The organism is Bacillus cereus group sp. BfR-BA-01316 (assembly GCF_022664195.1).
In the GTDB taxonomy this organism is placed as follows: Bacteria; Bacillota; Bacilli; order Bacillales; family Bacillaceae_G; genus Bacillus_A.
Genome location: NZ_JAKUGX010000078.1, coordinates 1 through 1,175 on the forward strand (window position 1 = coordinate 1; position 1,175 = coordinate 1,175).

Here is a 1,175-nt window from a genome sequence, read left to right on the forward strand (position 1 = left end):
ATGTATAAAATCATGTATAAGATGATAAACAAAGAAAAAGCCAAATCCTATTTATGTCAACGGATTTGGCTTCTTCTTTACTACCGATAATGAGACGTTATGTTAACCTTACATGTATACAATATACAACCAAAATCAAACAACATATCACTTCTTTTAAATGGTAAAATAGGGAAAAAGGAGGTTCTAAATAATGCCTTTAGAATCCAGTATTTATTACATAGAAGTTGCTATTATTTTAGTAATCATCGGTGCACTGTTTGGCGGGATTATACGTATAATTCGGCATACCAGCAATCGCAAAAAGCAAGATCCAATTGAGCAAAAGTTAGATAAGGTTATTCAACTGTTAGAAAAACAAAACAAAGATTGACCCTCCCTCCAAACAGGAGGGGTTTGCTACGTAAAATAATGAATGAGAATAAGGAGGACATAGCATGAACAGATATTGGATCTACATATATACGTCAATTTTAATTATGTGTTTGATTCTAATTACAATAGGTTTTAAATCAGGATTAGCATATCAATCTTTATCCTGGAAAATCACTATGGGTGTTTGTGCTGGTTTCGGATTTTCTGCACTTATGAATTTAAGAAGAAAATTTCAAGAAACTAAAGATGTTTAATAGACATAAATAACTTCCGCTTTCGAACTTTACATCAACTAGCACCTCTTTGGAGGGGCTAGTTTTTTTGTTTTGATCTTGTCTTTTGGTCTTTCATTGCTTTTTGTTTGGAGTGCTGGCTCGTCGTGTGGGGGCGAGACCCTACGGTTTGAAACGTAGCAATATAGCGGATAAGAGCAAGTCTGAGACAAACAATCTAGCGGTTCGGCTCGTATACTTGCCAGTCCAAGCCGAGAACCATTGCATTGCTTTTTGTCCTTCGGCTTGGCCAGAAAAGCAAACGAGCCGAAAAAAGTTCCGCAAGGACTCTCTAGAAAAGAAAAAGCGATAGCTTTTAGGTGAGGATTAACGAACCGACTTTTTTAGAGAGAGGGTGGAGATTTTTGAGTGTTCTTCTCAAAAATACGACCCGTTCCTTTCGGAACTTTTAGCTATATATATAGAGTGAGATAGTTATAAATACAAAAAGAAGATTAAGACTAGTAATATAAACAATTCATACTTTTTATTAGCGTATCAAATTTGATACGGTACCGTATCAAATTT

The 1,175-nt window shown here is 35.1% G+C and carries 2 protein-coding genes; both read left to right on the forward strand.

Features of this window, described 5'->3' with window-relative positions; all coding sequences use genetic code 11:
• Positions 1–193 precede the first annotated feature (193 nt).
• Positions 194–373, forward strand: a complete 180-nt coding sequence (locus MR071_RS24965; protein WP_242238239.1) for a DUF4083 family protein — start codon at positions 194–196, stop codon at positions 371–373.
• Between the two features lie 64 nt (positions 374–437).
• Positions 438–629, forward strand: coding sequence for a hypothetical protein (locus MR071_RS24970; protein ID WP_242238240.1), 192 nt, complete (start codon positions 438–440; stop codon positions 627–629).
• Positions 630–1,175 lie beyond the last annotated feature (546 nt).

Excerpts from the sequence above, each read along its gene's own strand:
- MR071_RS24965 (WP_242238239.1), top strand. The coding sequence starts at position 194 with ATGCCTTTAGAATCCAGTATTTATTACATAGAAGTTGCTATTATTTTA.
- MR071_RS24970 (WP_242238240.1), top strand. The coding sequence starts at position 438 with ATGAACAGATATTGGATCTACATATATACGTCAATTTTAATTATGTGT.